This is a genomic window from Paenibacillus sp. Y930, assembly GCF_056786375.1.
The window spans coordinates 1-7,320 of the sequence record NZ_JBXCIX010000018.1 but is presented as its reverse complement, the minus strand read 5'-3'; the positions used below and the strand labels follow the sequence as shown (position 1 = coordinate 7,320).

The following is a 7,320-nucleotide window of genomic DNA, read 5'->3' as shown; positions in this document are numbered from 1 at the left end:
CTTGGTATTGAGTAACCTCTCTTGTCTTATCTTTATATTTCTATAGTGTCACGTCATCATAACGATAACAATGCTGTAAATTTTTCTGTAAAATTTTCAAACAGATTATGGTTCTCAACTAATCTGCCCGTTAGCGTAACACATTGCTAACTAAGCTACCTTTTTTAGTTACTCCCGTAATTTCACTCATTTATCGGACGTAGATTTGACTCTATCTTGATTCCATACATTATTGTTTTTGCGATGCAGAATCCTATTATTGATCCCATTGAATTCAATATAACGTCTGTAACACTTGCAATTCTACCCATTGGCAATAAAAATTGTATGCTCTCAATAAATAATGAAAATATCATGCCAAATAAAATTGGATTTAAGTTTTTTGATTTCCTGTGTAATGTCACGAAAAAAATAAAAATAAGATACATGCCTACATTGATTAGATACTCCAGATCCCCTGTTAGTAGAGGAATTAAGTGTACTTTAATGCTGTATTGAAAAGTTAGATAGCTGTTCGATGGTAGGAGTGATACAAACAGTATGCCTATCATAACGAATGAAATAGCCAATTCACTCATTGTCGTTCTAATAGCATTTATTTGATCTCCACTCTTTTTTCTTCTGTAATAAATAAAAGCAAACACAATAGAAATAGTGATCAATGTAATCAAAACAAAAGGAAGGTACTTGCTGAACATTCTCCAATATATTATAAAGTTGTCCATTGAAATTATATCCCCCAGTCATATTGCCGTGACATTAGGTATTCGATGATGTCATTAAACTATCCTACACTTAGCTTAATGATACAAACATTGAAAATACCCACAGTAGTAATTCTAAAACTACCAATAATCCACTTAATAGTATCGAGAGAAGCGAGCCTGAAGCTGTTTTCCAATTACTAATACCACCAAGTCCGTAGACACTTATAAGTAAGGAAAATATAGACATCCAAAGTGTTATTATATGGCCGTTAATAGGAAAGATAGAAGTGAATCCCGATAGATAGAAACTTACCCAACATAATATCGAGAAAAAAATGGAATAGGTATTAAGTTTCTTTCTCATAGTCATCTCCGTTTCAACCCCTTTCATAACAAGACGTCTTTGCTTATATAAAGTTGTGTTAATCTTCCCGTTGCTTCAAGAGCTGTCTCATATAAACGCCTGCATTACCGTGTCCCGTTAGTTGAATCAATCTTCAGGGAAATAAGTAGAGGTAAGTTTTTAATCTTTCTTTGAAACTATGATATAAGAAGTTTTGTTAATTGGGCACGTAATGCTTCAAATCAGCTTCGGTAATCCTTTTTTGTTTTCCCTCATCTGAAAGTCTGTATTCAAATTGATGTACAGTATTGTGTGCGAAATAGATATATTCAACAAAGGGTTCATCATTAAAAACAACTACAGCATAAAAAGCAGGTAGTTTAATACCCCACACTCCCTTAACAGACTGTATTTCCTCCGCTTTGTAACCTTTTTCTTCAATAAGGTAATTCGTTACTCTGTTATCATAAAAATTTTTATTTATTTGAATATATATATAAGGGGTAACGATTAGTCCTATTAATATAACCAAAAGAATCACAATCATAGTTTTTTTTTTAGTTTTGTTCAGTTTTCGCCCCGCCCTTCGTAACTACGTATTAACATAAAGTTCTATTAACCTTACCTTTAATTGAGCTTGAAGCAGATTTACCATATTTAACCACTTATTTTTTATTCACTTTCTATCTTAACTTCTTGTATTTTCAGTTCATCATTGTATGTTAACTTTACTGATAGAGCATATTCAACAGGAGATATACTCCCTGCCAATATAGCTATAAGTTTATGATTTATTACCTCGTATTCGATTATATCCCCAAATCCAATTTCTTCATTCCATTGTTCCACAATTGATTCATCATAACTTTTTTCGAAGCTCTCCTTACCAATGTGTAGTACTATTTTAACTTTCCCATCTACATGAATGATTTCTGATTTTTCATTATTCTTTATAAATTCTTCAGCATCTTCAATTGTAAATTCATTCAAATTATCTTTATTAAGGATATGAATTTCTTGTTGATGTAATCCTGTTCCATATGATTTTGTAAGTATGATTATTATTTCATCCTTCTGATCATTATTTACATCATCTATTATCAATTGAGGGTAATAGGTTTTGTTTGTTACATTAGACCAAGAAAATTTCATTTCATTTTTATCATTTTTCACTATAACTTCTGTATATAAGTCATTCGAAACTTTATCACCAAACACACTAATTTCATCGAGACTAACTAACTCTAACTTAGAAGAATCTGAAACGCTTACAAGCGCTTGTTTTTCCTCACTTTTCATAGTTCCACATCCTGAAATGATTAAAACAAAAATTAAAATTAAAATATTTTTTCCCATCACAAAATCTCCCATACTATATTTTTCCATATATAGTATGGCGTTACTTTATAGGTATTAGTTGCGATTGGACTTACGTAGAAATTTGATATGTTTGAACAAACTCAAATACCATATGACGTTGCGTTACGCAATATACTTAATGAGTTCTCCTGTGCTACACTAAAATTAACAATTTTTTCTATTAATTTTGGAGGTGTTAATTTGAAGTTCAAAATTACTCTTTTATTATGTGTATTACTTCTAACCGCATGTACGAACAACAATGCTCCATCTACTTCACCTACGCCAACTCCTACTGAATCCTCGTCTCCTCTTCCAACTGTATCTGAAGAGCCTGTTGAAGAAGTTGAGGAGCAAGAACCTGAGGAGAAAATTCATTTATTCAGTCCCATTCCTGTATACAATGAATCAGAAGTTATCACAATAGAATTGGATAATCAACAACTGAATACAACGTTTTCTAAAGATCGCGTCAGGCCATTTGGTTTTTATCTCCCTGATAGCATGGAAGTAATCCAATTTGAAGATGGTACGGAGTGGTCAATTATCGGTGAGTTTGGTACGATGAGCATTGATTTATACAATAATGATGTTGAAGAGTTCACTTTACAGAACGAAGACCTTATTCCTTATTATGAGTATGTAGCTTCTGAAACAAGTTACGAACATATGCGAGATTATTTTATATTTGAACAAGATGAAAAACAGTATCAAATTCGAGTTTCTTATTTCGAAAAAGAGAAGGGAAAATTTCTTCCTCTACTATTAAAAGTTATTGAAACGATAAGATACACAGGGGAAAGTTAAATGAATAATGAAGCACTCTTGAATGAGCTTAGAAATAATATTCTACCCCTTTATGACTGGACTTCGTTTCTTCTGTATGTGAACTTAAAAAGTTCTTCATTGGTCCGTGGCTAACCGGTTAAACTCCCTTATACAGGACACAACACCTCTTACCCAATTGCTCACTTAGAATAGCTACGAATTGCTCTATTTTCCTTCGGTTTAGAGATTTAGACTTTAATATGCTTTGGTTTTAATAGCTGCATCTCTATCGAATCCATATATTCATAGGGAGATAGATCATAGATGCTACCATGGATTCGTCTTTGATTGTAATATTGAATAAATGCAGTCACAATCATGTACGTCTGCGGATAAGTCTCAAATTCATTGCGTCGGTAACATTCCAACTCCAATATAGAATGAAAAGATTCGATGTGTGCATTCTTATTTGGCGTCTTTGGTGGTATGCGCTCATGGATCATTCCGTTAGAGACACAAGCTTTTTCAAATAGATGGCTAATGAACTGTGGACCATTGTCAGAACGTATAACAGGCTTGTTTTCCTTGCTAATGAGCATCCGCTTTCTCAGCGCTTCCTGCGTGATTTGAACCAAGTGTTTGGCTTCACATGTCAATCCGATATGGTAAGCAATGATGGCACGGTCAAACACATCTATGATACACATGATGAAGAAAAAACGATGTTCTCCATCGATCCAGCCATACTTGATATCGGTTTCCCTGAGCTGATTGGATCCTGTGATTATCCGATTGTTAGCCAGGACTCTAGGATACTTTACGAGTAGCTTACGTTGCGGACGAAGGACATTCATCTTCTTACATAATCGGTAGACCTTCTTCTTGTTGATCACCAGATGGTGATCCCTTCTCAAGTGTATGGTGAGCTTACGATAACCGCAGGCCTCACATTCACCAGCAAGGAGCTCCATGAGCCATTCACAGATCTGTTCATCACTGACACGTTCTCCAGCTTTCGTATAGGAGTAACCAGGTGCGGGGCGACCGGCCCTGTGGGTAGGTTTACATTCAGCTTTGTTCACATGGGCATAGTACGTAGATCGCTCGACTTCCACTACACGCAGCACAAAGGAGATGCTGTGTCCGCAAACGATATATTTATGTGCAATTTCTATTTTATCCGCAAGCTTGGGTTCGTTTTTTTAGTAGGTCTTTGAGAATTTCTCTTTCCAGAGCTTGTTCCGCAAGTAGCTTCTTCAGTTTTTCGTTCTCATGCTCCAGCTGTTTGTAATCATCAGAGGTGGGGATAAATGCAGCTTGTCTTTTATTGGCTCCATCTAACGTATCCACATCTTTACGATTCAGTTGTTTAGCCCATCGCAGCACCATCTTAGGATCCAATTCATGCTGTCTGGCTACGGCTGTGATATTGCCCATCTCTTTTCCTTTTCTAAGGATCTCTAACTTAAATTCAAGATCATACTGTACTCGCTTCATAACGTTCCCCTCCGTCTACTAATATTGTATCGGATTAAGGGGCTGGATGTGGTCACTCGCTTCTCAGAGTGACCCGGAGCGTCAATATGGTGTTAGCCGAAGGATGTTCTGGAAGCAGCCATTGTATTTAAGGCGTTCTCAAAAAAGCTATATACTTCATCTGCAATTCCCAGAAACTCTTCAACAAGTACATTACTATCCAAGTAACAAGCATACAGATAATCAACTAAAGCGGAGTCAATCTCGCAATGGTTTAATATGGCATTTTTCATCTTAATAATATCATCTTGCCATACACCTGTATCTTCTAAAACCAAAGAGTATAATGCACGAATTAATCTCTTTGAATAACCTTTAATATATCTAGTTTTCATTGTGTTATCACTAGCATTAGAAAGTAAACTATGTATACGATCTACTTCCTCCTTGGTCTCTGTATTTAAGTCTAAAATGAACTCTGGAGAAATAATTATCGGTGGTACTTTTTCACCAACGTCATGACCATATATGCAAACACAAATTATCTTAACCCAAAAACCCCACTCATTCGGTTTACTTAATACATCGTCAATCGAGCAAATTATCGTATCAATCTTAGTTACTACTGGATATTCTTCCAAAAGCCTGTCTTTAATATTTGACAATCTTTCGTAATCAATATCTTTGGGATTTACACATACAATAGTAAAGTCTGCATCTGACTTAAAAGGTTTAGCAGTTCCTTTTGGAATCGAGCCACACATATAAATGCTATGAATCTTACCTTTAAATTCGGTAAGTATATTATCTATATACTTATCAACAAAATCCTTATATTCACTTTGTATAACAATTCTATTTATAACTTTTTCTAATATCATATAGACTCCTCCTAAACTAAGAACTTCTTTCGGCTAACGTTCAGGTATTCACGAACTTGCGTAGCAAGTTGTCACTGAATCTACAACTCTGCCAAAAGCATCAATATGACCAAGGCGTAGCCGCAGCGTGAATACTGTGTTATATGAAGTATGCCACTTCCAGAGTTACTATCAAAAGTCTCTTTCAAATAAGTAAACCTTACCATTTAGTGGTTTTAAAAATTTTTCACCTATATAGCCTCTTCTTTTCAGTTCGTTTCTTAAAACTGTCATAAATGCTCCGTGAGTAACAACTAGTGTGGTCTTATTATTATTTAATTCGATTTCATCAATTACTTTTTTTGCCCTTAATAAACTGTCTTTTTTACTTTCCTGTGTGAAATGGTTTAACAACCAACCTACTCTACCGAAGATTAACCAAAATGAACGATGTAATTTGAATTTAGTTTTAACAACTGCTTTAATGTTTATTTCTCGTAATAAGTTTGTTGTAGTTATCTTATCATTAAAAATTAGTTCAGCTGTTTTTAATGCCCTAGATTGATCACTTGAATAACAATGCTCCCAATCTATTTCCCCTATAAATTCTGCACTTTCAATATCACATTGATCATAGTATTCGACCCAACTATTGAATTCTGATGATGTCATCCAAAGGATTTTCGTAATATCCACTACCCTGAAATGTCTGACTAATCCTATTTTCATGCATTTTTCTCCTGATTTTATATTCTCTCGTCATATTTCATATAACGTTTCCGTGTTCACGACGTCCCACCACCCTAAGGACCTTTAGGTCCGGCCGCGATGCGGTTGGGTGGTGCGGATGTGTCCCGGCTTCTACTTCCTCGACTTATCTTCCGGGACCGAGGCGGCTTGTCCGCCGAAGCGTGAACACATTGTTATAGGATGTCAGCGACTTCTACGAAATACTTCCAAGTTTCTTCTATCATTTCTTATTAATAAATCTGACTATCTTCTACGATCTCGTTCCAACTGTTTACATAATGTCAACAAACTTTCTTCCACAGTTTGATCAGCTGTGTCGATGACAATATGATCTCGGTCCCATAAATCGTACTGTCGATTCCTGACCTGTTCCCATGTTGGTAGAACAAAGCCGGGAATATCTGCAGCACGCGTTTCGACTCGACGTCTATGTTCACGATTGTCAGAACAGACCACTTCAATTTCAACATATGGAGTTTCAAGAGATTCCGCCACGTTACGCCAAGCCTGGCGCGTTATTTGGATGGGATTAACTGTATCTGCAATTACGTCTAAACCTAACTGGAGATTCTGCGAAGCAATTGCATAACATACGATGTAACCTTCAGGTCCTTCGATATTTTGGCCGGAATTCCTCATAGCCTGCTCAACGACATCGGCTCGGAGATACGTAGCCTTTAGTTCTCTAGCTAACGCTGATGATAACGTAGTTTTACCGGTGCCTGGTAACCCGCTAAATATATATAGCATTAAATCGACTCCTTTTATTAAAACGATAACCGCCCTTTATCTTAATCTATAAGGACTTACATTTGTTTTTCGTATTTGCGCTGATTTCATATAACGTTCAGGTATTCACGAACTTGCGTAGCAAGTTGTCATTGAAATTACTCCCCTGTCAAAAGCCTCAAAGTGACCAAGGCGCAGCCGCCGCTTGAATACTGTGTTATAAGATGTCCCCGCCTTCTCTGTAAAACTAAAATATTAATATTATTCAAAATCAGATTTATATGGATTTGCATAGAGATCAAAATGAATTTCTGCTCCTAACTGATTT

General features: G+C 35.8%; 9 protein-coding genes. 1 reads left to right on the top strand and 8 read right to left on the bottom strand.

Annotated features, from left to right (window positions below; all coding sequences use genetic code 11):
* Nucleotides 1–182: 182 nt before the first annotated feature.
* From AC1TO5_RS21015 to AC1TO5_RS21005, 3 genes are all read right to left on the bottom strand, one after another.
* Nucleotides 183–698, bottom strand: a complete 516-nt coding sequence (locus AC1TO5_RS21015; RefSeq protein WP_482064792.1) for a VanZ family protein — start codon at nt 696–698, stop codon at nt 183–185.
* Between the two features lie 569 nt (nt 699–1,267).
* Nucleotides 1,268–1,597 (bottom strand): DUF3139 domain-containing protein, encoded by a 330-nt coding sequence (locus tag AC1TO5_RS21010; protein ID WP_482064790.1) that lies wholly within the window; start codon nt 1,595–1,597, stop codon nt 1,268–1,270.
* Nucleotides 1,598–1,722: 125 nt separating this feature from the next.
* Complete coding sequence (locus tag AC1TO5_RS21005) at nt 1,723–2,406, bottom strand: hypothetical protein (protein WP_482064789.1); 684 nt, start codon at nt 2,404–2,406, stop codon at nt 1,723–1,725.
* Nucleotides 2,407–2,610: 204 nt separating this feature from the next.
* Here AC1TO5_RS21005 and AC1TO5_RS21000 point away from each other — a divergent pair, with 204 nt between their 5' ends.
* Nucleotides 2,611–3,216, top strand: coding sequence for a hypothetical protein (locus AC1TO5_RS21000; protein ID WP_482064788.1), 606 nt, complete (start codon nt 2,611–2,613; stop codon nt 3,214–3,216).
* A 209-nt stretch (nt 3,217–3,425) separates the two neighbouring features.
* Here AC1TO5_RS21000 and AC1TO5_RS20995 read toward each other — a convergent pair whose 3' ends face one another.
* From AC1TO5_RS20995 to AC1TO5_RS20975, 5 genes are all read right to left on the bottom strand, one after another.
* Nucleotides 3,426–4,313 (bottom strand): IS3 family transposase, encoded by an 888-nt coding sequence (locus AC1TO5_RS20995; RefSeq protein ID WP_482064791.1) that lies wholly within the window; start codon nt 4,311–4,313, stop codon nt 3,426–3,428.
* 40 nt (nt 4,314–4,353) lie between these two features.
* Nucleotides 4,354–4,674, bottom strand: a complete 321-nt coding sequence (locus AC1TO5_RS20990) for a transposase (protein ID WP_482064787.1) — start codon at nt 4,672–4,674, stop codon at nt 4,354–4,356.
* A gap of 92 nt (nt 4,675–4,766) precedes the next feature.
* Nucleotides 4,767–5,534 carry a nucleotidyltransferase domain-containing protein gene (locus AC1TO5_RS20985; RefSeq protein ID WP_482064786.1) on the bottom strand — a complete coding sequence of 256 codons (768 nt, stop codon included), beginning with the start codon at nt 5,532–5,534 and terminating at the stop codon, nt 4,767–4,769.
* A 171-nt stretch (nt 5,535–5,705) separates the two neighbouring features.
* Nucleotides 5,706–6,242: a histidine phosphatase family protein gene (locus AC1TO5_RS20980; protein ID WP_482064785.1), complete on the bottom strand. Its 537-nt coding sequence runs from the start codon at nt 6,240–6,242 to the stop codon at nt 5,706–5,708.
* A 264-nt stretch (nt 6,243–6,506) separates the two neighbouring features.
* Nucleotides 6,507–7,013, bottom strand: a complete 507-nt coding sequence (locus AC1TO5_RS20975; RefSeq protein ID WP_482064784.1) for a P-loop nucleotide/nucleoside kinase family protein — start codon at nt 7,011–7,013, stop codon at nt 6,507–6,509.
* Nucleotides 7,014–7,320: the final 307 nt, after the last annotated feature.